Genomic DNA, 25772 nt, shown 5'->3' with positions numbered 1-25772 from the left:
TGCTTAATTCATCCAGCCCTTGACCCAATCCATCACCGACTCGCCGGAAGCAGGCGTTTCGCTTGCACAGGCGGCGCCGGGTGGCGGTTCGCTGCCGCGAATATACGGCATCTGCACCGCCCCTGGGCAGTTGGCATCGGAGCCCTGCCCGGTACGCGAATCGACCCACGCCTGCACGACGTTGTCCGGCTGCGGCATGTCCAGCGGCAGCGGATCGGCCTTGCGCATGAAACTGGTCCAGACCTGCAGCGCACCGGTCGCCCCGGTAAACGGTGTCTTGCCGTTATCGTCGCGACCCAGCCAGACCACCGCCAGCAGATCCTGACTGAAACCGGCGAACCAGCTGTCACGGGAATCGTTACTGGTACCGGTCTTGCCGGCCAGCGTCAGAGTCTTGGGCAGCACGTTATAAACCGAGCTGCCGGTACCTTCACGCATCACGCGTTGCATGGCGTTCTGGATCAGATAAATGGAGGCAGGGTCGAAACGCTGCTCGATCTGGAACGGATAACGTTTGAGCGGCTCGCCCTCGGCGGTCAGCACGCTGCGAATCCCGCGCATTGGCGTGTTGAAACCACCGTTGGCCAGCGTCTGGTACATGGTCGCGACTTCGATCGGGGTCATGCCGCCAGCACCGAGCAACATCGACGGGAACGCCGGAAACTCACGCGTCACTCCCAGACGACCGAGTGTTTTCAACACATTCGGCACACCGACTTCCAGGCCCAGACGCGAGGTCGACAAGTTGTAGGAATGCGCCAGCCCCTGATAGAGGAACACCGTGCCGTGGGAGCGGCGGTCATAGTTCTGCGGTTTCCACACCTGACCGTTCGCGCCTTTGACCGACAACGGATCATCAGACAGCCAACTGGTCAGTGTGTACTGGCTCGGTTTTTCCAGCGCAGTCAGATAAACCGCAGGCTTGATCAACGAGCCGATCGGTCGCACGGCATCCAGTGCGCGGTTGAAACCGGCATAACTGGCCTGACGACTGCCGATCATTGCCTGGACCTCGCCGGTTTCCGGATTGGTCACGACCATCGCCGCTTCGACATCGTCGGAGCCCTTGCGCCCGGACAGACGTTTAAAGGTGTCGTTGACCGAGGCCTCGGCTTTCATCTGCAGGATCGGGTCGAAGCTGGTGAAGATGCGCAGACCTTCTTCGGTCAAGTCTTCGTCGCGATAGTCTTCACGCAACTGACGTTTGACCAGATCGATAAAGCCCGGGAACGAGCTGTCGGCGAGCTTGCCGCGAGTAGTCACGCCCAGCGGCATGTTCTTCGCTGCGGCCACTTGCTCGGCAGTCGCCACGCCTTGTTGCTCAAGCACATCGAGCACCAGGTTACGACGCTCCAGCGCACGTTCGGGATTACGACGCGGGTTGTAGTAGGAAGGCCCTTTGACCATGCCGACCAGCAACGCCACCTGATGCAGTTTCAGTTCGGACAATGGTTGACCGAAGAAGAACTGGCTGGCCAGACCGAAACCGTGCACCGCACGCTGACCATCCTGCCCGACGAAGACTTCATTGAGATAGGCCTCAAGGATTTCCTTTTTGTCGTAATGCAGTTCCAGCAGCATCGCCATCATCGCTTCGGTGAGCTTGCGGGTCAGGCTGCGTTCATTGGTCAGGTAGAAGTTTTTCACCAACTGCTGGGTCAGCGTACTGCCGCCCTGCGTCATCTTGCCACCAGAGGTGTTGACCCAGACAGCACGGGCAATCGACTTCGGCGACACACCCCAGTGGCTATAGAAGTCGCGATCTTCTACAGCGACCAGGGTTTCGAGCAGATATGGCGGCACCTGATCGAGTTTGATCAGGATGCGGTCTTCGAGGTTTTTCGGATAAATGCCGCCGATCATCAGCGGTTCAAGACGCACCACGGACAATTTCGAACCGTTGGTCGCCGACAGTTCAGCCACATAGTCGCCGGAGAAGCGCACGCGCACCGGCTGCGGTTTTTCCAGGCCTTCATAGAACTGGAAGCCACGGGTATTCAGATCGACCGTATTGCCGCTGACGGCTGCGGCACCGGGGCCGTTACTCACGGCTTCGCGACGATAGCCGAGGGCATCGAGTTCGGTAAGGAAATCGTCCTTGCTGAGCTTTTGTCCGACGAACAGCTCGAGCGGGCGCGCATAGACCTTGGCCGGGATGGTCCAGCGCTTGCCGGAGAACTTCTCCTGCACCACCGCATCGAGGTATACGGCGAAGCCGGCCAGCACGACAAGGCCGACCAGACTGAGTTTAATGGCCCAGCTCAACCACGGGCTAAGGCCCTTGGAGGGTGGTTTTTTCTTGGTACGGGGGGATCGAGTTCGAGTCATGGCGGCGGATTATACGCACTTTATTCATACTCAACAGGAGCGCTCCGAGGTTTGCGTCAGGCTGGCGAGCGGCCATAATGGCGACCTCGAATTTCCCCCAGTCTCTGAAGGATCGCCCGTGAGCCAGTCACTGATCGCTGCCCTGCAAAACCCGGCCCTCTACCCGCACCCTGTCGAAGGGTTTCAGGTCATCGAAACGCATATCTCGTGGGTGATCCTCACCGGTCCGTTCGCTTATAAAGTGAAGAAGCCGGTCAATTTCGGCTTCCTCGACTTCACCGGCCTCGAGTCGCGCGCACATTTCTGCGCCGAAGAACTACGCCTGAACCAGCGTCTGACTGATGATTTGTATCTGGAAGTGTTGCCGGTGACTGGCAGCGTCGAAGCTCCGCAACTGGGCGGCGACGGCCCGGCGATCGAATATGTGCTGAAAATGCGCCAGTTCCCGCAGAGCGGTTTGCTCAGCACCCTGCAAGCCAACGGCGAGCTGACCACACAGCACATCGACGAGATGGCCGAGCAGATTGCTCGCTTCCACCTCACTGCGCCGAAAGTCCCGGCCGAACACGACGCCGGCACCCCGGACAGCGTGATGGCGCCAGTCTCGCAAAACTTCGAGCAGATCCTGCCGTTCCTCAGCGACAAAAACGATCTGCTGCAACTCGACGCGCTGAAAGCCTGGGCCGAGAGCAGCTTCGAGCGTCTCAAGCCACTGTTTGCCCAGCGCAAGGCCGACGGTTTCACCCGCGAGTGCCATGGCGATATCCATCTGGGCAATGCCACGGTCATCGACGGCAAAGTGGTGATCTTCGACTGCATCGAGTTCAACGAACCGTTCCGCTTCACTGACGTCTGGGCCGACACCGGTTTCCTCGCGATGGACCTGGAAGACCGTGGCCTGAAATCCCTGGCCCGCCGTTTCATCAGCCAGTACCTGGAGCTGACCGGCGACTATCAAGGCCTGGAAGTGCTGAACTTCTATAAAGCCTACCGCGCTCTGGTGCGCGCCAAGGTTGCGCTGTTCAGCATGCCGGCAGACGCGACTCCGGTGCAGCGCGCCACCACCCTGCGCCAGTACCGCAACTACGCCAACCTGGCGGAAAGCTACAGCACCATTCCTTCGCGCTTCATGGCAATCACCCACGGCGTTTCCGCTGTCGGCAAAAGCCACGTGGCCATGCGTCTGGTCGAAGCGCTGGGCGCGATTCGCCTGCGCTCCGATGTTGAACGCAAGCGTCTGTTCGGTGAGCAAACTGTTGCCAATGATGTGCAGGCCGGTATCTACAGTGCCGACGCCAGCACCGCGACCTACGCGCGTCTGCATGAAATCGCTGAAGTGATTCTGCACGCTGGTTTCCCGGTGGTGATCGATGCCACTTACCTCAAGCGTGAGCAGCGCGACAACGCGGCGAAGATCGCCGAGGCCACCGGTACGCCATTCCTGATCCTCGACTGCAACGCGCCGCAAGCAGTGATCGAGAGCTGGCTGGCGATTCGTCAGGCGGACAAACAGGATCCGTCCGACGCCACACTGGCCGTGATCGAAGCGCAGCAGGCCAACCGCGAAGCGCTGACACCGGAAGAAATCCTGCGCAGCAAACGCGTGCAGACCAATGAATCCGGAACTCTGGACACCGTGGTTGCGCAGATCCGTCAGCGCCTGCCAGGCCTGTAAGAAACTATTTCGGCCGTGAAGCCCTCGCTTGCTTCACGGCCGTCAAATAGTGGCACTATACTGGCGTCATAAAACCAACGGTGATATGACATGAGCCAGCCGAAACTTCTCGACACCCCGCTATATGCCTTGCTGCACAAAGACGACATCACGGGTTTCAACAAAGAGCGTCCACAGGATGGCCCGATCGATATGGTCGGTGGCGATTTCCGTGGCCTCGATCTGCGTGAACTGAATGCCGATGGCGTGGATTTCCGCGACGCTTACTTCCGATCCGCCGATCTTCGCGGTATCGATTTCCGCAACGCCTCGCTTGAAGGTGCAAGCCTGGCGCACGCACAGATTTCCGGGGCGTACTTCCCGCCGGAGTTGAGCGCTGACGAGATTCTGATGTCGATGAATTTCGGGACGCGTTTGCGTTATCGCACCCGCTGATCGCCTCATCGCTCCCTGACACAACGCCTTCCCTGTAGGAGTGAGCCTGCTCGCGATAGCGATTTAAAATTCAACACATGTGTGCCTGCCAGTCCGCTATCGCGAGCAGGCTCACTCCTACATTGATTTGTGTTCCCCCCTCCTCATCTGCGTTCGCAGGCCGTTCAAGCGCCCTTTCTTAGAAGCATTTGCGTCGAATCCGACCAAACAACCACGCTTTTCCTACTGATGGCTACACTCCTGAGAAGCTCGCCCACGCACCATTCGGCCGTCGCAAGGAGGCTTGATGAATGATGAACTGCAACACCTGAAGAATCTTGGCAAGACGTCGGCGCAATGGCTGCATGCCGTGGGCATCCACAGCGCCTCGGACTTGCGTCGCCTGGGCGCGGTGGACGCCTACCGGGCCGTGCGTACCCGTGGGTTTCGCGCATCGAAGGTGTTGTTATATGCGATCGAGGGCGCGTTGATGGATGTGCATTGGAACGACATCCCCGCCGAACGCAAGGACGCCCTGAACAAGCAGCTTGAAGCCATTTCATCGCGTCACAAGAACTGAACGGGCATAGACCGTCATGTATTTACTGGGGGAACAATCGGCTTGGGCCGATGCCTTGATCAACCGCTTGCAGAGCTTGCCCGCGCTGTGGCTGCGCGATTTGATGCCTTGCGGGTCGACGCTGGAACTGCAGGCGTCGGATGATTTACTGGCGCAGTTACCCGCCGATCAGTTATTCCTGCTCAATGAAGGGGTGATCAACGGCTGTATCGGGTCGCGTCCACTGTTTTATTGGCAGGAGGGTGATTTGATCGGCCTTCAGCAGGGTGAGGACTGGGCTGATTGCCGTTTGTGCAGTGACGGGGCATTGCGTTTGACGCCCTATCGGCGCCGTGAGGTTCTTCAGCATTTGTATGGCGATGCTCGTCGGGCAGACCAGTTCTTGGATTATCTGCTGGGACAAATGGCAATCCTCGCCCATGCCGTCGCGGAATTGAAACCGCGCGATTTTCGCAGTACCAATGGCTTCAAACGGGTTGAGGCCGGTGAAATCCTGATCAACCAGGGTGACGCCGCCGACCACGTGTTCGTGATTATCGATGGGCATGCCGAAGCGTTTGTAGACGGGCAGAAAGTCGGAGACGTGCCCAAGGACGAGATTTTCGGTGCCATGGCCGTGTTCACTGGCGAACCACGCAATGCCACGGTCGTTGCCCGAGAGCCAAGCACCGTAATGCTGATTCCCGGCGATCAATTCTTGAGCATGACCCGCACCAATCCGAAGATCGCCCACAGCCTGATCGAGAGCATGGCGCGGCGGATCGGTCAGCTGAACAAGCAAGTCACCCAATTTTGCGTAACCAAGAGCTGACGCCACGTCCTTTGTTTCCGGGCCATTACGGCCATTTCCAAGACTAAATCAAAGAAATGAGAAAACAGTTGTTGACGCGCTAATGAGAATCGCTATGATTATCACAACTGGTCGCGAGATCAGTCGATATTCTGAAAAGCCCTTGGTTCGGACTCTCAGATTATCTCCTCATCAGGCTAATCACGGTTATTTGACCCGGTTTTTACCGGGTCTTTTTTTGCCTGGGGAAAAGTCATTTGCCGAACTGTTTGCGCATCTGCTCGCAGTAGTCCTGCTTGGGCGTGGCGGGCGTGTACCAAACGTAATCGGCCATCGTTGCGGTCACTTCGGCGCCCTGCTCTGCCAGCATCAGCACTGTCGGAGTCTCTGTGGCGCCCAAATCCACAACATGCAGCGGCACGCCAACATCCTTGCGCGCATGCCACGCACCGGCCAGCAAGATTGAAGGTGCGGGAGCCGCCAACAGACGCTCAGCCATACGCCGATCACGTTGTTGCTGAACGGCCAGCATCGCGGGCATCTGTGATTCAGGCAGCAAGCCACAGTGGGAATCGCTGATCTGCTCCAGCAATACAGTTTTCACCGACTCAACATTGCTGCGCTGCCCCTTCAACACTGGTGCGTTGCGATAGACGGTGCGGATTTCGGCGCTATTCAGATTTGCCGCCAGCAGTGGATACGGCTGAGTGAGGGCGAAGCGTACAATCGGCCCGTAGAGGTTCCAGTCCCAGCCGTCCTGCCAGGCTAATACACCAGGCAGGTCAGCGGGCGGCGTTATCGACTGATGCACTTGATCAACGCGAGACTGCTGATCCGGCGTAAGCATTTCCAGCAACAGGCTACCTTGCGACCGCTGCTCACCGAGCGAGCGCAATACCCACAACTGCACGGCGTGATGATCGGCATTGTCATGCTGCTCGCCAATAATCAATTGCTCGGGCTCAGCAAGTCGCGTCAGCAACTGCTGCGCCGTCAGCTCCTGCCCGCTACGCAGATCGCGAATCTCGCCATTGACTGGCGGCGGCGCAACAACATGCTGACACCCCACAAGCAACACCACCGCCAACAGCCACAAGCCACGCATGTAATCACCTCAATGATCCTGTCAGCGGGCGATGATCAGCGGATGCCCACGCTCCGGGTGCAGCTGCACCAACACTTCGAGACCGAATACGGCTTGGAGCGTGTCCGGTCGCAAAACCTGCTGCGGTGTATCCAGCGCCACCGGGCGACCGCCTTCAAGCAGCAGGATGCGATCACAATAACGCGCCGCCAGATTCAGATCATGCAGGATCACCAACACCGCCGCGCCACGATCGGCAAACTCACGCACCGCCTGCAGCGTAGTGTGCTGATGAAGCGGATCAAGCATCGATGTCGGCTCATCCAACAGCAGCGTCTGCCCGGCCTGCCCCGGCCAGAGCTGCGCCAACACCCGCGCCAGATGCACACGCTGACGCTCGCCACCGGACAGCGCCAGATAACTGCGACCGCTCAAGTGCCCGGCATCCGCCGCCGCCAAAGCCGCCGCGATGATTTCGTCATCGCGCAACCGACCGCTTTGCCAAGGCAAACGGCCCATGCCCACCACTTCTTCGACGCGGAAAGCAAAATCCAGGGTCGACACTTGGGGCAACACCGCCAATCGTTGCGCACGCTGCGGGCCAGTCCAGTGACTCAACGCCTGCCCGTCGAGCGAAACCCCGCCCGCGCTCGCCGCCAGCTCACCGCACAAGGCGCCGAGCAAGGTACTTTTACCGGCACCGTTCGGCCCGAGCACACCGAGTACTTCACCGGGTTCGAGTTGCAGCGTGACATCGCTGAGCACTACCTTGCGCCCACGCTGGATGTGCAAATTTTGCGCACGCAACATCAGGCACGCCCTCGCAGCAGCAGATAAAGGAAGAACGGCGCACCGATAAACGCGGTGACGATGCCGATCGGCAACTCCGCCGGCGCCAGCGCCAGCCGCGCGACCAGATCAGCCAACAGCAACAGGCTCGCCCCCGCCAGCACCGAGGCCGGCAGCAATACTTTGTGATCTGGCCCCGCCAGCAAACGCACCAGATGCGGCACCACCAGCCCGACAAAACCGATCATCCCGGCGGCCGCGACTGCCGCGCCAACCCCCAGCGCCGTGCAAAACACCAGTTCACGCTTGAGCCGCTCGACATCAATGCCCAAATGCCCAGCCTCGGATTCTCCAAGCAGCAAGGCATTCAGCGCTTTCGCCCGACGCGGTAACCACAGCGCGACACCGGCGCTGATGATCAGCAATGGCCAGAGCCGCGCGTAACTGGCGCCATTGAGGCTGCCAAGGTTCCAGAACGTTAGCGTGCGCAAAGTCGCGTCATCCGCCAGGTATGTGAACAGCCCGACCGCGGAGCTGGCCAGCGCGGTCAGGGCAATGCCCGCCAGCAACATCGTCGCCACATTAGTCTGGCCATTACGGCGACCGAGTCGATAAACCAGCGCCGTCACTCCAAGCCCACCGAGAAACGCGCAGACCGACAACAGATACGGTCCAAACCACTCCGGCAGACCGCCAAAAAACGAACCGCCGACAATCGCGATCGCTGCGCCCAATGCCGCGCCGCTGGAAACACCGACCAATCCCGGATCCGCCAGCGGATTGCGAAACAAGCCTTGCATCGCCACGCCGGACAACGCCAAGACACCACCGACCGCCAGCCCGAGCAGAGTTCGCGGCAGACGAATCTGCCCGAGGATCAGTTCAGCCTGCTCCAGTCCATCCGGTGCCAACGGCACGCCGAGCATGCGCAACGCTGCGCGCAACGTATCGAACAGCGGCAGAGTCACCGGCCCCAACGCCAACGACAGCCAGATCGCCAGCAAACACAGGAGCGTCAGGCCAATGAACAAGTCACGGGGTTTTACCAGTGTGGTCATTGGCCGCTCTTGGCCGGGTAGAAACCGTCAGTCAGGCTTTTCAGCGCCGCTGGCAAACGCGGCCCGAGCCCACCGACCAGCAGGGTCGGATCCAGCTCCAGCACACGCCCGGCCTTGGCGGCGCGGCTTGAATTGAGAATCGGGTTTTCCTTAAACAACGCCGCTTTCGCCGCCTCACCGGTCAATGCACGGTCGGCGAACACCAGCACTTCAGTATCGAGGCCGGCGAGGGATTCCACGGAAAACGGCTTGTAACCCGTGTGCGTCGCCAGGTTATGTCCGCCCGCCTGTTGCAGCAGCCAGTCGGCCGCGGTGTCCTTGCCCGCAATCAATGGCTTGCCACCGGCATGTCCAAGCAACAGCAGCACACCAGGCGCTTTTTGTTTGGTCTGCACTTCGGTAACCCGAGCCTTCTGCGCATCGAGTTGCTGTTGATAACTTTCCAGCAGTTGCGCGGCCGGAGCCTGAGCGCCGAGCAATTGGCCCAAATGAGTAACGTTTTTCTCCAGCGTCGGCAGATCCGGTTGAGCCGAGAACAACACCACCTGAACCTTGGCCGCTTTGACTTGTGACAGAACCGGCGGCGGCCCCATTTCTTCAGTGCCGATGAGAATGTCCGGACGCAGACTGAGAATGCCCTCTGCCGAAAGACTGCGCTGATAACCAATGCTCGGCAGCAACTTCAACGACTCTGGATGTTGACTGGTGGTATCCACGCCAACCAGTTTCGACTCACCGCCCAAGGCACTGATCCACTCCGACAGCGCACCGCCAGCGCTGACCCAACGTTGCGGCAAATCAGCCGCTGCAGCCTGGTGGCTGACCAAAAGTCCGACACACAGCACGGCAACGCGAGTACTCAGGCGCATACACAGCTTCCTTGAATAAGGTTTTTCCCGGGCATCAGGATGGCAGGCCAAGTATCCTCGACATCTGCCAGACGCCTGCGGGTGAAGGCCGCCATTTGATAATTGTTTGCATTTAAACGTCAAGCTCGGACATATCCAGACACGAGCCGACACTAGAGGATAGCCATGAAGTTTCTCTGCGCAGGCGCCGATCTGGCCGAAGCGAAAAGCCGTGGTTTCGAGATCGACGGCAACAAGCTGTTAGCCGTGCGCCGTAGCGGCCAGGCCTATATCTACCTCAATCGCTGCCCACATCGGGGCGTCGGACTTGAATGGCAGCCCGACCAGTTTCTCGATCCGAGCAACAGCCTGATCCAGTGCGCCACCCACGGCGCACTGTTTCTGATCGAGGACGGTGAATGCGTCGCCGGGCCTTGCGCTGGGCAATCACTCACCGCCATTCCTTGCCGGGAAGATGAGCAAGGGCTGTGGATTGATGTTTAACCTTTAAGGAGCACGTCGAGACGCCGGTCGATGACCATCTCTTCATGGTTCAGCCGCACGCCGTACGCCAGCACTTCAACACCACAGGCGACAGCTTCAAGAAGCGCATCGGCGTAGGCCGAATCGATTTCCTTCGCCGGCCGCACCGCTTCAATCCCGGTCAGATTGACGCAATACAACTGCACCGCGCGAATGCCGTCCCGCGCCAGATGCGCCAATTCACGCAAATGCTTGGCGCCACGCTGGGTCACCGCATCGGGAAACGCCGCCACAGCTGTACCATCGAAACCCAGGGTGACGCTTTTCACCTCTACATAGGCCGGGCCGCTGGGGTATTCGAGGCGGAAGTCGATACGGCTCTTTTCCTGCCCGTAGGCAACTTCACGTTTCAATGCGGTAAAGCTGCTCAACTCGGTGATAACCCCAGCCTGCAACGCTTCTTCAACCAGACCGTTAGCCCGTGCGGTATTCACGCAAAACAAGCGGCCTTGCGGGGTTTCGCCAATTTCCCAGGTACCCGGCAATTTGCGTTTCGGATCGTTGGAGCGACTGAACCAGACCTGCCCGCCTTCAACTTGGCAATTGAGCATCGAACCCGTGTTCGGACAATGAATGGTCAGCAACTCGCCGCTAGCGGTTTCGATATCGGCGAGAAAACGCTTGTAACGACGGATCAGGCGCGCCTCTTCCAGAGGAGGATAAAAGCGCATCAGCCTTGCCAGCTCTTCAAGCCACGCGCGATTCGCTCCACCGCCTCTTGTAAGCGAGGGAGGTTTTGCGTGTAGGCAAAACGCACATGATGACTGGCCTGATAACGGCCGAAATCCAGACCCGGGGTGAACGCCACATGCTCGGTTTCGAGGAAATGTCGGCAGAACGCGAAGGCATCGCCGCCGAACTGGCTGATATCGGCGTACAAGTAGAACGCGCCTTCAGGCTCCACCGCGATATTGAAACCCAACTCGCGAAAGGCGGGTAGCAGGAAGTCGCGACGGCGACCGAATTCGGCCCGGCGCTCTTCCAGAATGGCGATCGTTTCCGGTTCAAAACAGGCCAGCGCCGCGTACTGCGCCATGCTCGGCGCGCTGATGTAGAGGTTCTGCGCCAGTTTTTCCAAGTCGCTGACGGCCGCATCCGGCGCCACCAGCCAGCCAAGTCGCCAGCCGGTCATACCGAAGTATTTGGAGAAACTGTTCAACACAAACGCGCTGTCATCAACTTCCAGAACGCTGGCGGCATCGGTGCCGTACGTCAGACCGTGATAGATCTCATCCACCACCAAATGCCCGTGCCTGGCCTTGATGGCTGTGGATAAGCCGGCCAGTTCATCGCGGGTCAGAATGGTGCCGGTCGGGTTGGCCGGCGATGCGACCAGTGCGCCGACGCTGTCGTGATCCCAATGACGCTCGACCAGATCCGGGGTCAGTTGATAGCGCACGTCCGGGCCAACAGGCACCAACTGCGCCGCGCCTTCGACCAAACGCAGAAAGTGCCGGTTGCACGGGTAGCCCGGATCCGCCAGCAACCAGTGTTTACCCGGGTCGACCAGCAACGCACTGGCCAGCAACAGCGCACCGGAGCCACCCGGGGTGATCAGAATCCGTCGCGGATCGATGTTCAGGCCATAGCGCGATTGGTAAAACCCGGCAATCGCCTCGCGTAACTCGGGAATGCCGCGCGCTGCGGTGTAACGAGTCTTGCCCGCCGTCAGCGCTGCCTGGCCGGCACGAATGATCGGCTCGGCAGTGGTGAAGTCCGGCTCGCCGATCTCCAGATGGATCACGTCGTGGCCTTCAGCCTGCAATTCATTGGCCCGCGCCAGCAGCGCCATCACATGGAACGGTTCGATCGCACGACTGCGCGCACTGTAGGGCTGAGCCATTGGCTTTCCTTCGACGGGAAAAAAGAGACGATTCTACCCGTCTGCCGGAACGAGCGAGAACCCGCAGCGGTCACAGCCTCAAGAACGCTGGACTGTAACGATATGAGCGTACGCTCCAGGATTGACTAAAATCAGTGATTGAACAGGTCTTCAACACCACCAGACACGGCTTGCCAAACATTTGCAAGCGCCACCCGCCGGGGCCTCGACATCCGGGAGTAGCGCAGGCTGAATTGATCTGGTAAGTTCGCCCGCTTGCAGCCGCAGGGCCGGCAGGTGTCGGTGATGGAGCAATCCTGCGCAATGGATTACAAGAGTAGAGGCGGTCCATTTCATGCCCACCCAAGCAAAGCAACAGCAGAATCAGACGATCAGCGGTTTCGAACCTTATGTTCCGGCGAAAGGTGAGGAGTACATGGGCGCCCCAATGCGCGCGCACTTCACCAAGGTCCTGAACAAGTGGAAACAGGAGTTGATGCAGGAAGTCGACCGCACCGTTGACCACATGAAGGATGAAGCGGCCAATTTCCCGGACCCGGCCGACCGTGCCAGCCAGGAAGAAGAATTCGCCCTCGAGCTGCGCGCCCGCGACCGCGAACGCAAGCTGATCAAGAAAATCGACAAGACACTGCAATTGATCGAAGACGAAGAGTACGGTTGGTGTGATTCGTGCGGCGTCGAGATCGGTGTAAAACGCCTCGAAGCACGCCCTACAGCCGACATGTGCGTCGACTGCAAGACACTGGCGGAAATCAAGGAAAAGCAGGTCGGCAAGTAATCTCGACCTGAATAAAAAACGGAGCGTGCGAACGCTCCGTTTTTGTTTCTGCCTTTTGCCTTTTGCCTTTTGCCTTTTGTAGGAGTGAGCCTGCTCGCGATAGCGGTGGGTCGGTCAATATCGGTGTTGAATGTCACACCGCTATCGCGAGCAGGCTCACTCCTACAGGTTGACCTGCGTATAGCCTGAAAAGTAGTTTCGTCTTCATGACTGCCAAAACATCGCCCGCCTACATCGGCCGCTTCGCCCCAACCCCCAGTGGCCACTTGCATTTCGGCTCTCTGGTTGCCGCCCTCGCCTCTTACCTCGACGCCCGCTCGGTCGGCGGTCGCTGGCTGGTGCGCATGGAAGATCTCGATCCGCCCCGCGAAGAACCCGGCGCGCAAGCCGCGATCCTCAAGGCGCTGGAGAGCTACGGCTTCGAATGGGATGGCGACATGGTGCGCCAGAGCGATCGACATGACGCCTACGCCGACGTTCTCAACAGCCTTTTCAATCATGGCCTGGCCTACGCCTGTACTTGCTCGCGCAAACAACTGGAGCCGTATAACGGGATTTATCCCGGCCTGTGCCGCAATGCCGGTCATGACCAGCAAGATGCGGCGATCCGCCTGCGCGTGCCGGAGCTGGAATACCACTTCATCGACCGCGTACAGGGCGAATACCGCCAGCATCTGGGCCGCGACGTCGGTGATTTCGTGATCCGCCGCCGCGATGGCCTCTATGCCTATCAATTGGCCGTGGTCCTCGACGATGCCTGGCAAGGCATCACCGACATCGTCCGCGGTGCCGATCTGCTCGACTCGACCCCGCGCCAACTCTATCTGCAAGAACTGCTCGGCCTGCGTCAACCACGCTACCTGCACCTGCCGCTGATCATCCAGCCGGACGGCAACAAGCTCGGCAAGTCCTACCGCTCGCCGCCGCTGCAAGCCGATCAAGCCACGCCATTGCTGTTGCGAGCCCTGCGCGCACTGGGACAAAACCCCGGCGCCGAACTGACTCACGCCACGCCGCAAGAGTTGCTGGCGTGGGGCCGCGCGCACTGGGATGCGACAAAGATCCCGCGCACACTGACCCTGCCCGAAGCGCAACTGCTATGACGGTACTTGCAGTCGCGCGCCCATCCGTTACCATCGCCGCACGTTTTCGGGCACGCGCATAAAAAAGAGAGGCCGGGATGTACATCTATCGCTTGGTCCTGCTTTTAGTCGTGGGGATCTACCTGTTTTCCCCCGCCATCATGGATTGGTGGATCGACGCTACGGGCGCCTGGTATCGCCCCTATCTGCTCTGGCTGATCCTGATTGTCGTAACCTTCATCCTGCAGAGCCAAAAAGATGCCGATGAGCTTTAGCCTGACCCAGATGATCCTGGTCAGCGCCGCGTACCTGGCGGTGCTGTTCGGCGTTGCCTGGATCAGCGAACGGGGCATGATCCCGCGCGCGATCATTCGCCACCCGCTGACCTACACGTTGTCACTGGGGGTTTACGCCAGTGCGTGGGCGTTCTACGGCACGGTGGGACTTGCCTACCAGTACGGTTACGGTTTTCTTTCCAGTTACCTTGGCGTGTCCGGCGCGTTTCTGCTGGCGCCGGTGTTGCTTTATCCGATCCTTAAAATCACCCGCACCTATCAGCTGTCGTCGCTGGCGGATCTGTTTGCCTTCCGCTTTCGCAGCACCTGGGCAGGCGCGCTGACCACGATTTTCATGCTGATCGGTGTGCTGCCGTTGCTGGCGCTGCAGATTCAAGCGGTGGCCGACTCCATCGGCATCCTCACCGGCGAGCCCATTCAGAGCCGCGTGGCGTTGGCGTTCTGTGCGCTGATCATCCTGTTTACGATTTTCTTCGGCTCCCGGCATATCGCCACTCGCGAGAAGCACGAAGGGCTGGTGTTCGCGATTGCCTTTGAATCGGTGATCAAACTGATCGCTCTCGGCGGCGTCGGCCTGTATGCGCTGTACGGCGTGTTCGACGGCCCGCAGCAACTTGAGCTGTGGCTGCTGCAGAACCAGACCGCCCTCGCCGCCTTGCACACGCCGTTGCAGGAAGGCCCGTGGCGTACGCTGTTGCTGGTGTTCTTCGCCTCGGCGATCGTGATGCCGCACATGTATCACATGACGTTTACCGAAAACCTCAACCCGCGCTCACTGGTCAGTGCGAGCTGGGGTTTGCCGCTGTTCCTGTTGTTGATGAGCCTGGCGGTGCCGCTGATCCTTTGGGCTGGCCTCAAACTCGGCGCGACGACCAATCCGGAATATTTCACCCTCGGCATCGGCATTGCCGCCAACAGCAAACCGCTGGCGTTGCTCGCCTATGTCGGCGGTCTGTCGGCAGCGAGCGGATTGATCATTGTGACCACGCTTGCGCTGTCGGGCATGGCACTGAACCACTTGGTGTTACCGCTCTATCAGCCGCCGGCTGAAGGCAATATCTACCGTTGGCTGAAGTGGACGCGCCGCGCGCTGATCGTCGCGATCATCATGGCCGGTTTCGGTTTCTACCTGATGCTCGGCGCCGAGCAGGATCTGGCCAACCTCGGCATTGTCGCGTTTGTTGCGACCCTGCAATTCCTCCCCGGTGTGTTGTCCGTGCTCTATTGGCCGACGGCCAACCGTCGCGGCTTTATCGCCGGTCTGCTGGCGGGGATTCTGGTCTGGGTGGTGACCATGCTGTTGCCGCTGGTCGGTAATCTGCAGGGCTTCTACATTCCGCTGCTGAACATGATCTACGTGCTCGACGACACCAGTTGGCACATGGCGGCCATTGCTTCGCTCGCTGCCAACGTGTTGATGTTCACCCTGATCTCGCTGTTCACCAACGCAAGCCCCGAAGAAGCCAGCGCTGCCGAAGCCTGCGCCGTGGATAACGTTCGTCGCCCGCAGCGGCGTGAACTGCACGCGGCCTCGCCACAGGAGTTCGCCACACAACTGGCGAAACCGTTGGGTGCCAAGGCTGCGCAGAAAGAAGTCGAGCAAGCGCTGCGTGATCTTTATCTGCCATTCGACGAACGCCGTCCTTACGCCTTACGCCGTTTACGCGACCGCATCGAAGCCAACCTCTCCGGCCTGATGGGCCCGAGCGTGGCCCAGGACATGGTTGAAACCTTCCTGCCGTACAAGGCCGGCGGCGAAAACTATGTCACTGAAGACATCCACTTCATTGAAAGCCGCCTCGAGGATTACCACTCACGCCTCACAGGTCTGGCCGCCGAACTCGATGCCCTGCGTCGTTACCACCGTCAGACCTTGCAGGAACTGCCGATGGGCGTCTGCTCGCTGGCCAAGGATCAAGAGATCCTGATGTGGAACAAGGCCATGGAAGAACTCACCGGGATTGCCGCGCAACGCGTGGTTGGTTCGCGTTTGAGCACCATTGGCGAGCCGTGGAAAGGCCTGCTGCAAGGCTTCATCGATCTGCCGGACGAGCATTTGCACAAACAGCACCTGGCCCTCGACGGCCAGACTCGTTGGCTGAATCTGCACAAAGCGGCCATCGATGAACCGCTGGCACCGGGCAACAGTGGTCTGGTGTTACTGGTCGAAGATCTGACCGAAACGCAGATGCTCGAAGACAAACTGGTGCACTCCGAGCGCCTGGCCAGCATTGGTCGCCTTGCGGCCGGTGTAGCCCACGAAATCGGCAACCCGATCACCGGCATCGCCTGTCTGGCGCAAAACCTGCGCGAAGAACGTGAAGACGACGGCGAACTGACGGAAATCAGCGGACAGATTCTCGAACAGACCAAACGCGTGTCACGCATCGTCCAGTCGCTGATGAGCTTTGCCCACGCCGGCAGTCATCAGCACAGTGACGAGCCCGTTTGTCTGGCCGAAGTCGCCCAGGATGCGATTGGCCTGCTGGCGTTGAACCGACGCAATTTCGAAGTGCAGTTCTACAACCTGTGCGATCCCGACCACTGGGTCGAAGGCGACCCACAGCGGCTCGCTCAGGTGCTGATCAATCTGCTCTCCAACGCCCGCGACGCCTCGCCGCCGCACAGTGCGGTACGGGTCAAGAGCGAAGCCGGCGAACACACGGTCGATCTGATCGTCGAAGACGAAGGCAGCGGTATTCCGAAGAACATCATGGATAGATTGTTCGAACCCTTCTTCACCACCAAGGATCCTGGCGAAGGCACCGGTCTGGGCCTTGCACTGGTCTATTCCATCGTTGAAGAGCATTATGGACAAATCACCATCGACAGCCCGGCTGATGTACAAAGCCAACGCGGCACCCGTATCCGGGTGACCTTACCGCGTCATGTCGAAGCGACGTCCGCTGTGAACTGAGACCGTCGAGAGTATCGAATCAATGCCGCACATTTTGATCGTCGAAGACGAAACAATTATCCGCTCCGCCTTGCGCCGCCTGCTGGAACGCAACCAGTATCAGGTCAGCGAAGCCGGTTCAGTGCAGGAAGCACAAGAACGCTTCACCATTCCTACGTTCGATCTGATCGTCAGTGATCTGCGTTTGCCGGGCGCGCCGGGTACCGAGCTGATCAAGCTCGGCCAGGGCACACCGGTGCTGATCATGACCAGTTACGCCAGCCTGCGCTCGGCGGTCGACTCGATGAAAATGGGCGCGGTGGACTACATCGCCAAGCCTTTTGACCACGATGAAATGCTTCAGGCTGTCGCGCGGATCCTGCGTGATCGCCAGTCGGCACCGGCTGCCGGCGAAGCGGTTGCCAGCAAACCGGCCAATGGCAGCGGCAAATCTGCCGTCGACAACAGCAACGGCGAGATCGGCATCATTGGTTCGTGCCCGCCGATGCAGGATCTGTACAGCAAGATCCGCAAAGTCGCGCCAACTGATTCCAATGTGTTGATTCAGGGTGAGTCCGGCACCGGTAAAGAACTGGTGGCCCGCGCCCTGCACAATCTGTCGAAACGCGCCAAGGCGCCGATGATTTCGGTGAACTGCGCGGCCATTCCGGAAAGCCTGATCGAGTCCGAACTGTTCGGCCACGAAAAAGGCGCGTTCACTGGCGCCAGCGCCGGGCGTGCCGGTCTGGTTGAAGCGGCGGACGGCGGCACCTTGTTCCTCGACGAAATCGGTGAGCTGCCACTTGAGGCGCAAGCCCGCCTGCTGCGTGTGTTGCAGGAAGGCGAAATTCGCCGTGTTGGTTCGGTGCAGTCGCAGAAGGTCGATGTACGCCTGATCGCGGCCACTCACCGGGATCTGAAGAGCCTGGCGAAAATCGGCCAGTTCCGTGAAGACCTTTATTACCGTCTGCACGTGATCGCGCTGAAACTGCCTGCGCTGCGCGAGCGCGGTGCCGACGTCAACGAAATCGCCACGGCATTCCTCGCTCGCCAGAGCGCACGCATCAACCGTACCGACCTTAAATTTGCCGCGGATGCCGAACAGGCGATCCGGCATTATTCCTGGCCGGGTAACGTGCGTGAGCTGGAGAACGCGGTCGAGCGCGCGGTGATTCTGAGCGAAAGCCCGGAAATCTCCGCCGATCTGCTGGGCATCGACATCGAGCTGAGCGATCTGGAGGACGACGAGTTCATCGGTCTGCCACCGCAAACGGGCGGTAACGCCAGCAACAGCAGCCATGAGCCGACCGAAGACTTGTCACTGGAAGACTACTTCCAGCACTTCGTCCTTGAACATCAGGACCACATGACTGAAACCGAACTGGCGCGCAAACTGGGCGTCAGCCGCAAATGCCTATGGGAACGCCGTCAGCGTCTGGGCATCCCACGGCGCAAGACCGGGGTCGCCAGCGAGAGCTGAACGTTACCTGTCGAGTGTGCGGGTAACGCTTGAAGCGGTGAAAAAACTGTTACCTCAGTCCTTTCACGTAACAGAAGCCGGGGTTATCGGTAACGATACCCCGGCTTTTTTTCGCCCCAACAAAACGGTTATATCGACCTAACCCCTTGTTTTATTGGGTATCGCAAAAGTTGGCACGGCACCTGCTACATGTTCAGTACAAGAACAATAACAAGCAATGCACAAGACAATAAAAATAAGACGAATCGACTCACGCACAATAAAAACAAGACGGCGAGAGGCGCAGCTAACTGATTCTTTTGGAGAGGCGTTGTATTTGGGGCTTGCCCCACGACCAGGCCGAGAACAACAAAAACTGTCCTAAGACAGAGCCTGTACTGGTTGGATCGAGAGATCACTGCAATTCAGCGACCAAAGCAATCCGTTTGCTCTTGGCTCCCGATTGGGAGGGTCACGAAGGAAACACTTCGTGGCGAGGGCACTCAACAAAAACAAGAAGCCCGAATCAATAATAAAAAGAGCACGCAACTACTTCTTGGGGAGCTTCGGCTCCCCTTGTAGTTTCTCCCTTCTGTAAAAAACTCCCTGTTTTGCCCCGCTTCACCCTTGCAGCTTGCGGCTTACAGCTCAAATCTGCGGTGTCCTACACCATCCCCCGACTAAATGCTAGAATCTGCGCCCATCATGCGGTCATTCTTTGGTATGGCCGAACATTCCTTCAAACAGTGCATCCCATGCTGAAGAAGTTGTTCCAGTCATTCCGAACTCCCGTGCGTCGTACGCAACACATCCGCAGCACCCCTGAGGTGCTCAACAGCGGTCAACATTCGCTGCAGAAAACGCAGTTCAGCCGCTATGCGGTGAATATCGTCGAACGCCTGCAAGGTGCCGGTTACCAGGCTTATCTGGTCGGCGGTTGCGTGCGTGACATGCTGCTGGGCATCACGCCCAAGGATTTCGACGTCGCCACCAGCGCCACGCCCGAGCAAGTCCGCGCCGAATTCCGCAATGCGCGGATTATCGGTCGCCGCTTTAAACTCGTGCACATCCATTTCGGTCGCGAAATCATCGAAGTCGCGACCTTCCGCGCCAATCACCCGGTCAACGATGACGACGAAGACAGCAACCAGTCTTCGCGTAACGAGAGCGGGCGGATTCTGCGCGACAACGTTTACGGCACCCTGGAAGAAGACGCGCAACGCCGCGACTTCACCATCAACGCCCTGTATTACGATCCGGTCAGCGAGCGCATCCTCGATTATGCCAATGGCGTACACGACATCCGCAATCACCTGATCCGTCTGATCGGCGATCCGAAGCAGCGCTATCAGGAAGACCCGGTGCGCATGCTGCGGGCCGTGCGTTTTGCCGCCAAGCTCAACTTCGGTATCGAGAAGCACACCGTGCAGCCGATTCGTGAACTGGCGCCGATGCTGCGCGAGATCCCTTCGGCGCGTCTGTTCGAAGAAGTGCTCAAACTGTTCCTCTCGGGGCACGGCGCGATCACTTTCGAAATGCTGGTCGACCTGCAACTGTTCGCCCCGCTGTTCCCGGCCAGTGCCGATGCGCTGGAACACAACCCGGAATACACCCACACGCTGATCAGCGAAGCGCTGACCAACACCGACCTGCGCATCAAGCAGAACAAACCGGTGACCCCGGCGTTCCTGTTTGCCGCGCTGCTGTGGCCTGCCCTGCCGGCTCGCGTGTTGCGCCTGCAAGAACGTGGCATGCCACCAATCCCTGCAATGCAGGAAGGCGCCCACGAGCTGATCGCCGAACAGTGCCAGCGCATCGCGATTCCGAAACGTTTCACCATGCCGATCCGCGAGATCTGGGACATGCAGGAACGTCTGCCACGCCGCAGCGGCAAACGCGCCGACCTGTTGCTGGACAACCCGCGTTTCCGCGCCGGTTACGACTTCCTGCTGCTGCGTGAAAGCGCTGGCGAGGAAACGGATGGTCTGGGCGAATGGTGGACGGACTATCAGGATGCCAACGACAGTGAACGTCGCGACATGATCCGCGACCTCAGCGGCAAGGGCGATGACGCCAGTGGCGCGCCGCGCAAACGTCGTCGCAGCAGCGGCTCCAAGCGCAAACGCACCAGCGCCCCGAGCGCTACAGGCGAATAAAGGCGAATAAAGGCATGGAACGCATCTACATCGGCATGGGCAGCAACCTCGCAGACCCCGCCGAACAATTGCGCAGCGCCGTTGAGGCGCTGGGGCAATTGCCGCAGACCGAATGGGTTGGCGTTTCCGCCTTCTACCAAAGCGATTCCCTGTTGCCTGGCCAACCACGCTACACCAACGCGGTGGCCGCGCTCGACAGCGCGCTCGCCCCGCTGGAATTGCTTGATGCGTTGCAGGCGATCGAAAACAATCAGGGCCGCGAACGCCTTGAGCGCTGGGGCCCACGTACGCTGGATCTGGATATTCTGCTGTTCGGTGATCGACTGATCGACGAACCGCGCCTGAAAGTCCCGCATTACCAGATTCAGGAACGCGCCTTCGTGCTTTACCCGCTCGCCGAACTGGCCCCGCAGGATCTGCGTCTTGCCGACGGCCGCAGCCTGCCCGATCTGCTGGCAGCCTGCCCGTTCGTCGGTCTGGAACGCCTTCCCCACGCCTGACACAAATCCCTTGTAGGAGCTGCGGAACGCTGCGATCTTTTGATCTTCAAAACCAAGATCAGAAGATCGCAGCGTTCCGCAGCTCCTACAGGAATAGCTTTCCATATCCAGATTTATTGTCGGACAAAAACCCCGCGCATCAGCCCCGCGGCGCCGCTGAATCGCATCAGTAACGCCGGTAACACTCCCCTCGTAACAATGCGGTAACACACGCAATTGACTTCCTGTTGGCTCATCACGACTATAGGCGTCCCGCTGCCGCCAACCCGGCACATACGGGCGCAATCCAGGCCTTATAAGCACGACAAAAGAGCGTGCGCCTGAGTAGATGAAGAATCACGCGCGTTACTCGCAGTAGTTTCCAGAGCGCCTGAACGAGGATTTTTTACATGCCAGCCATCACCCTGACCACGCTCCAGAGCCTCAAGCAGAAAGGTGAAAAGATCACCATGCTGACCTGCTATGACGCGACCTTCGCCCACGCCTGCAACGAGGCCGGTGTCGAAGTGCTGCTGGTGGGCGACTCCCTCGGCATGGTCCTGCAAGGTCACGACAGCACTTTGCCGGTGACCACCGCAGAAATGGCCTATCACACCGCTTGCGTCAAACGTGGCAACACCGATGCCCTGATCCTCGCGGACTTGCCGTTCATGGCCAACGCCACCCTCGAACAAACCATGAGCAACAGCGCGATGCTGATGCAGGCCGGCGCGCACATGATCAAAGTCGAAGGTCAGCTGTGGCTGGCCGAGTCGATTCGTCTGCTCGCCGAGCGCGGCGTACCGGTTTGCGCGCACATGGGCCTGACCCCGCAAGCGGTGAACATTCTCGGTGGCTATAAAGTGCAGGGACGTAACGAGAACCAGGCGCGGCAGATGCGTGCTGATGCGATCTCGCTGGAACAGGCCGGCGCGGCCATGCTGCTGCTGGAATGTGTGCCGAGCGAGCTGGCCGCCGAAATCAGTCAGGCTGTGAAGATCCCGGTCATCGGCATCGGTGCCGGTAACGCCACCGACGGTCAGGTTCTGGTACTGCACGACATGCTCGGCCTGTCGATCACTGGCCGCGTGCCGAAATTCGTCAAGAACTTCATGCACGGTCAGGACAGCATCCAGTCCGCGCTGAAGGCTTACGTCAGCGAAGTCAAAGCCACCACGTTCCCCGGCATCGAACACGGATTCTCTGCATGAACACCGTTAAAACCGTACGCGAACTGCGCGCCGCCGTAGCCCGCGCCCGCAGCGAAGGCAAGCGCATCGGCTTCGTGCCGACCATGGGCAACCTGCACAGCGGCCACGTTGCACTGATCACCAAAGCCACCCAACGTGTGGACTTCGTGGTCGCGAGCATTTTCGTCAACCCGCTGCAGTTCGGCGCTGGCGAAGACCTCGATAAATACCCGCGCACGTTGGCGGCGGATCAGGAGAAGCTGCTCGAAGCCGGTTGCTCCCTGCTGTTCGCGCCGACTGTCGAAGAAATGTACCCCGACGGCATGGCCGGACAGACGCGCGTCAGCGTGCCGCAATTGTCCGAAGGGCTCTGCGGTGCCAGCCGTCCGGGGCACTTCGAAGGCGTGGCGACTGTGGTCAGCAAGCTGTTCAACATGGTCCAGCCGGATCTGGCGATTTTCGGCCAGAAGGATTATCAGCAATTGGCGGTGATCCGTGCCTTGGTGCATGACCTGAACATGCCGGTGCAGATCATTGGCGAGCCGACCGTACGTGCAGCCGATGGCCTGGCGCTGTCGTCGCGCAATGGTTTCCTCAGCGAAGAACAACGCGCGGTGGCTCCGGTGGTCTATCGCAGCCTCAGCAATATTGCCGAGTCGATCAAGCAAGGTGAACGGGACTTCCCGGCGCTGATCGGTGGCCAGTTGCAACAGCTGGAAGCGGCAGGCCTGCGTCCGGATTACCTGGAAATCCGCCATGCGCTGACCTTACGCCCGGCGACGGCTGAAGACCGTGATCTGGTGATCCTGGTGGCCGCGTTCCTCGGCACCACACGGTTGATCGACAACCTGCACCTGAACCTCGATACGCCCGCTTAAAAACACCGCAATACCCCCTGTAGGAGTGAGCCTGCTCGCGATAGCGGTGTGTCAGTCAGCATTAGCGTTGAATGACACACCGCTATCGCGAGCAGGCTCACTCCTACAGTGTTTTTCGGTGCTCTTGAAATTGCATTTCAAGCCTTATTGCCGCCCTCAAAGCCTTCGGGCACACTGCCCGCCGTTTGATTCCAACCCGGGAAAACCCTCATGCACGCGATCATGCTCAAGGCCAAACTGCACCGCGCCGAAGTCACTCATGCGGTGCTCGATTACGAAGGTTCGTGCGCCATTGATGGCGAGTGGCTGGACTTGTCCGGTATTCGCGAATACGAGCAGATCCAGATTTATAACGTCGACAACGGCGAGCGTTTCACCACCTACGCGATTCGTGGTGAAGAAGGCTCGCGGATGATCTCCGTCAACGGCGCCGCTGCGCACAAGGCCAAGGTCGGCGACCGCGTAATCATTTGTGCCTACGCCCATTACAGCGAAGCCGATCTGGTCAATTTCAAGCCGCGCATGCTTTACATGGCGCCGGGCAATGAACTGAGCCACACCAGCAACGCCATCCCGGTTCAGCTCGCCTGATCCCGATTTCGCCCCGCCCCCTCCGTTTGTCGGCCAGTTCCCGGTCTCGATGTTAAAAAAGTACAGGGATCTGGTCAGACAAAGTCAAGACAGAACGCAGCGCGAGGTTTACTGTATTCGCCCTGTGTCCGGAAATCGTGTCGACACAGTTGATCCCATGCCCAAACATGGCGTGCCGGGTCTGTTCAGTGTTCAAAAGGCCGTTCAAGTAAAAAGGAAAACCGCAGCGATGGCGTATTACCTCACTCCTCAAGACGTTACCGCTCTGCCCGCCTGGCAAGCGTTGAAAGATCACCGCCAAGCCATGCAGGATTTCAGCATGCGCGAAGCCTTCAACGCCGATCCGCAGCGCTTCAACCAGTTCACCCTCAGCAGCTGCGGACTGTTTCTCGATTATTCGAAGAATTTGATCAACGCCCAGACCCGCAATCTGCTGGTCGGTCTGGCCAATGAAGTCGATCTCAAAGGCGCCATCAAAGCGCTGTTTGAAGGCGAAATCGTCAACACTTCCGAAGGCCGCCCGGCGCTGCACACCGCCTTGCGTCGCCCGGTGGGCGACAAGCTGTCGGTCAATGGCGTCAACGTGATGCCGGAAGTCCACAAGGTTTTGAACCAGATTACCGATCTGGTTGGCCGCATACACGATGGCCTGTGGCGTGGTTACACCGAGAAGCCGATCACCGACGTGGTGAACATCGGCATCGGTGGCTCGTTCCTCGGCCCTGAGCTGGTCTCCGAAGCGCTGCTGTCGTACGCACAGAAAGGCGTGCGTTGCCACTATCTGGCGAACATCGACGGTAGTGAGTTCCACGAACTGACGCAGAAACTGCGCGCCGAGACCACGCTGTTCATCGTTTCGTCGAAGTCGTTCAACACCCTCGAAACCCTGAAGAACGCTCAAGCTGCACGCGCCTGGTACCTGGCGCAGGGCGGTTCGGAAGCCGAGCTGTATCGTCACTTCATCGCTGTATCGAGCAACAACGCAGCGGCCGTGGCGTTCGGTATTCGCGAAGAAAACATCTTCCCGATGTGGGACTGGGTCGGCGGTCGTTATTCGCTGTGGTCGGCCATCGGTTTGCCGATTGCTCTGGCCATCGGCATGTCCAACTTCAAGGAATTGCTGTCCGGGGCTTACACCATGGACCAGCATTTCCAGACCGCGCCGTTCGAACAGAACATGCCGGTGCTACTGGCGCTGCTCGGCGTGTGGTACGGCAACTTCTGGGGCGCGCAAAGCCACGCGATCCTGCCGTACGACCACTACCTGCGCAACATCACCAAGCACTTGCAACAGCTGGACATGGAATCCAACGGCAAGAGCGTGCGTCAGGACGGCACGCCGGTGTCGACCGATACCGGTCCGGTGATCTGGGGCGGCGTCGGCTGCAACGGTCAGCACGCTTACCACCAGTTGCTGCATCAAGGTTCGCAGTTGATCCCGGCCGATTTCATCGTGCCGATCGTCAGCTTCAACCCGGTTTCCGACCACCATCAGTGGCTGTACGCCAACTGCCTGTCGCAGAGCCAGGCACTGATGCTCGGCAAAACCCTGCCGGAAGCCGAGCAAGAGTTGCGCGACAAAGGCATGAGCGAAGAAGAAGTACACAAACTCGCGCCGCACAAGGTGATCCCGGGCAACCGTCCGAGCAACACCATCGTGGTTGAACGCATCAGTCCACGTCGTCTCGGCGCACTGGTGGCGATGTATGAGCACAAAGTGTTCGTACAAAGCGTGGTCTGGGGCATCAACGCCTTCGACCAGTGGGGCGTGGAATTGGGCAAGGAACTGGGCAAAGGCGTTTACAACCGCTTGGTCGGCAGCGATGAAACCACTGCCGATGACCCTTCTACCCAGGGCCTGATCAACTACTTCCGCGGTCGTCACCGCGGGTGATGTAAATGGGTTGCCCACAATTCCAGTGGGCAACCCATCTTCAATGTGGGAGCGAGCCTGCTCGCGAATGCAGTGTGTCATTCAGCCTCTTTGTTGACTGACTCACCGCATTCGCGAGCAG

The 25772-nt window shown here is 59.3% G+C and carries 23 protein-coding genes; 16 read left to right on the top strand and 7 right to left on the bottom strand.

From position 1 onward, the window contains the following. Positions 1-3 precede the first annotated feature (3 nt). Positions 4-2328, bottom strand: coding sequence for a penicillin-binding protein 1B (mrcB, locus tag ACI514_RS30050; RefSeq protein WP_160059438.1), 2325 nt, complete (start codon positions 2326-2328; stop codon positions 4-6). Between the two features lie 118 nt (positions 2329-2446). Between mrcB and ACI514_RS30045 the strand changes: the two genes are divergently transcribed. The 4 genes from ACI514_RS30045 to ACI514_RS30030 all read left to right on the top strand — a co-directional run bounded on the left by ACI514_RS30045 (position 2447) and on the right by ACI514_RS30030 (position 5808). Continuing rightward, positions 2447-4003, top strand: a complete 1557-nt coding sequence (locus ACI514_RS30045; RefSeq protein ID WP_160059439.1) for a bifunctional aminoglycoside phosphotransferase/ATP-binding protein — start codon at positions 2447-2449, stop codon at positions 4001-4003. Between the two features lie 90 nt (positions 4004-4093). Next, a complete protein-coding gene (locus ACI514_RS30040) occupies positions 4094-4438 on the top strand; it encodes a pentapeptide repeat-containing protein (RefSeq protein ID WP_007909940.1) in 345 nt (114 codons plus the stop codon). A gap of 286 nt (positions 4439-4724) precedes the next feature. Next, positions 4725-4997 (top strand): TfoX/Sxy family protein, encoded by a 273-nt coding sequence (locus ACI514_RS30035; protein WP_003228231.1) that lies wholly within the window; start codon positions 4725-4727, stop codon positions 4995-4997. Positions 4998-5013: 16 nt separating this feature from the next. Continuing rightward, positions 5014-5808 carry a Crp/Fnr family transcriptional regulator gene (locus ACI514_RS30030; RefSeq protein ID WP_160059440.1) on the top strand — a complete coding sequence of 265 codons (795 nt, stop codon included), beginning with the start codon at positions 5014-5016 and terminating at the stop codon, positions 5806-5808. Between the two features lie 232 nt (positions 5809-6040). Here ACI514_RS30030 and ACI514_RS30025 read toward each other — a convergent pair whose 3' ends face one another. From ACI514_RS30025 to ACI514_RS30010, 4 genes are read right to left on the bottom strand one after another with little or no spacing between them, the layout of a single operon-like run. Beyond that, entirely contained in the window at positions 6041-6892 is an 852-nt protein-coding gene (locus ACI514_RS30025; RefSeq protein WP_160059441.1) for a ChaN family lipoprotein, read from the bottom strand. Positions 6893-6913: 21 nt separating this feature from the next. Beyond that, positions 6914-7681 (bottom strand): heme ABC transporter ATP-binding protein, encoded by a 768-nt coding sequence (locus tag ACI514_RS30020; RefSeq protein ID WP_405122865.1) that lies wholly within the window; start codon positions 7679-7681, stop codon positions 6914-6916. Next, positions 7681-8664 (bottom strand): FecCD family ABC transporter permease, encoded by a 984-nt coding sequence (locus tag ACI514_RS30015; RefSeq protein WP_405124252.1) that lies wholly within the window; start codon positions 8662-8664, stop codon positions 7681-7683. Before ACI514_RS30015 ends, ACI514_RS30020 begins: the two co-directional genes overlap by 1 nt. Positions 8665-8714: 50 nt before the next feature. After that, a complete protein-coding gene (locus ACI514_RS30010) occupies positions 8715-9587 on the bottom strand; it encodes a hemin ABC transporter substrate-binding protein (protein ID WP_160059444.1) in 873 nt (290 codons plus the stop codon). A gap of 165 nt (positions 9588-9752) precedes the next feature. Between ACI514_RS30010 and ACI514_RS30005 the strand changes: the two genes are divergently transcribed. Next, entirely contained in the window at positions 9753-10070 is a 318-nt protein-coding gene (locus tag ACI514_RS30005) for a Rieske (2Fe-2S) protein (protein ID WP_405122864.1), read from the top strand. Here the strand turns inward: ACI514_RS30005 and sfsA are convergent. Together sfsA and ACI514_RS29995 are read right to left on the bottom strand one after the other, a co-directional pair. Further along, positions 10067-10780 carry a DNA/RNA nuclease SfsA gene (sfsA, locus tag ACI514_RS30000; RefSeq protein ID WP_405122863.1) on the bottom strand — a complete coding sequence of 238 codons (714 nt, stop codon included), beginning with the start codon at positions 10778-10780 and terminating at the stop codon, positions 10067-10069. The two genes, ACI514_RS30005 and sfsA, sit on opposite strands and share 4 nt — an antisense overlap. Further along, positions 10780-11952 carry a pyridoxal phosphate-dependent aminotransferase gene (locus ACI514_RS29995; RefSeq protein WP_405122862.1) on the bottom strand — a complete coding sequence of 391 codons (1173 nt, stop codon included), beginning with the start codon at positions 11950-11952 and terminating at the stop codon, positions 10780-10782. The genes sfsA and ACI514_RS29995 overlap by 1 nt, the downstream gene beginning before the upstream one ends. Positions 11953-12286: 334 nt before the next feature. Between ACI514_RS29995 and dksA the strand changes: the two genes are divergently transcribed. The 11 genes from dksA (at position 12287) to pgi (ending at position 25651) form a co-directional block, all read left to right on the top strand. Then, positions 12287-12730, top strand: coding sequence for an RNA polymerase-binding protein DksA (gene dksA / locus ACI514_RS29990; protein ID WP_008080850.1), 444 nt, complete (start codon positions 12287-12289; stop codon positions 12728-12730). Positions 12731-12936: 206 nt separating this feature from the next. After that, positions 12937-13833 (top strand): tRNA glutamyl-Q(34) synthetase GluQRS, encoded by an 897-nt coding sequence (gene gluQRS / locus ACI514_RS29985; protein ID WP_160059448.1) that lies wholly within the window; start codon positions 12937-12939, stop codon positions 13831-13833. A gap of 77 nt (positions 13834-13910) precedes the next feature. Continuing rightward, the gene (locus ACI514_RS29980) at positions 13911-14087 is read left to right on the top strand and encodes a hypothetical protein (RefSeq protein ID WP_003176118.1); all 177 of its coding nucleotides are present in this window, start codon (positions 13911-13913) and stop codon (positions 14085-14087) included. After that, the gene (locus ACI514_RS29975) at positions 14071-17025 is read left to right on the top strand and encodes a sensor histidine kinase (RefSeq protein WP_174244481.1); all 2955 of its coding nucleotides are present in this window, start codon (positions 14071-14073) and stop codon (positions 17023-17025) included. Before ACI514_RS29980 ends, ACI514_RS29975 begins: the two co-directional genes overlap by 17 nt. A gap of 22 nt (positions 17026-17047) precedes the next feature. After that, a complete protein-coding gene (locus ACI514_RS29970) occupies positions 17048-18484 on the top strand; it encodes a sigma-54 dependent transcriptional regulator (RefSeq protein ID WP_007909919.1) in 1437 nt (478 codons plus the stop codon). A 734-nt stretch (positions 18485-19218) separates the two neighbouring features. Further along, on the top strand, positions 19219-20619 hold the full coding sequence (locus ACI514_RS29965; RefSeq protein WP_160059449.1) for a polynucleotide adenylyltransferase PcnB: 1401 nt from the start codon (positions 19219-19221) through the stop codon (positions 20617-20619). Positions 20620-20633: 14 nt separating this feature from the next. Further along, a complete protein-coding gene (gene folK, locus ACI514_RS29960; protein ID WP_405122861.1) occupies positions 20634-21119 on the top strand; it encodes a 2-amino-4-hydroxy-6-hydroxymethyldihydropteridine diphosphokinase in 486 nt (161 codons plus the stop codon). A gap of 389 nt (positions 21120-21508) precedes the next feature. Continuing rightward, positions 21509-22309, top strand: a complete 801-nt coding sequence (gene panB / locus ACI514_RS29955) for a 3-methyl-2-oxobutanoate hydroxymethyltransferase (protein ID WP_160059451.1) — start codon at positions 21509-21511, stop codon at positions 22307-22309. Then, complete coding sequence (gene panC, locus ACI514_RS29950; protein WP_405122860.1) at positions 22306-23166, top strand: pantoate--beta-alanine ligase; 861 nt, start codon at positions 22306-22308, stop codon at positions 23164-23166. Before panB ends, panC begins: the two co-directional genes overlap by 4 nt. A gap of 210 nt (positions 23167-23376) precedes the next feature. Beyond that, the gene (panD, locus tag ACI514_RS29945) at positions 23377-23757 is read left to right on the top strand and encodes an aspartate 1-decarboxylase (RefSeq protein ID WP_095048673.1); all 381 of its coding nucleotides are present in this window, start codon (positions 23377-23379) and stop codon (positions 23755-23757) included. A 229-nt stretch (positions 23758-23986) separates the two neighbouring features. After that, positions 23987-25651 (top strand): glucose-6-phosphate isomerase, encoded by a 1665-nt coding sequence (gene pgi / locus ACI514_RS29940; RefSeq protein WP_102900508.1) that lies wholly within the window; start codon positions 23987-23989, stop codon positions 25649-25651. Positions 25652-25772: the final 121 nt, after the last annotated feature.

The organism is Pseudomonas sp. M20 (assembly GCF_045037865.1).
Classification (GTDB): domain Bacteria; phylum Pseudomonadota; class Gammaproteobacteria; order Pseudomonadales; family Pseudomonadaceae; genus Aquipseudomonas.
The sequence above is the reverse complement of the archived record's forward strand: the minus strand, read 5'-3'. Positions and strand labels throughout refer to the sequence as shown.